We start from the raw sequence: 313 nt of genomic DNA on the forward strand, positions 1-313 counted from the left end.
CCCCCTGCCCCGGGAACACAAACACCGGCCTACCGGCAAACTGCCGACCCTCGAGAACGTGTCCAGCGGGCTCACCCAACGCGAGCGACTCCAGTCCGGACAGCAGCGCCCCACGGTCGGTGGCCACCACGGCGGCCCGGTGCTCCAGGTGCGCCCGCGACACCGCCGCCGAGAAGCCGACATCCACCAACGACAGCTCAGACCGGCCCGCGACATGCGCCCGCAAACGCTCGGCCTGGGCCCGCAACGCCGCCTCGCTCCGCGCCGACACCACCACCGGCACCACCGACGGCACCACCGGCTCGACCTCGGC

General features: G+C 73.5%; 1 protein-coding gene. It reads right to left on the minus strand.

Translation table 11 applies throughout. From position 1 onward, the window contains the following. The coding region (locus HPT28_RS26485; protein ID WP_219094509.1) for a hypothetical protein at positions 1–313 on the minus strand (313 nt) is incomplete at both ends.

Source organism: Streptomyces sp. JJ38 (assembly GCF_019303475.1).
Lineage (GTDB): Bacteria > Actinomycetota > Actinomycetes > Streptomycetales > Streptomycetaceae > Streptomyces.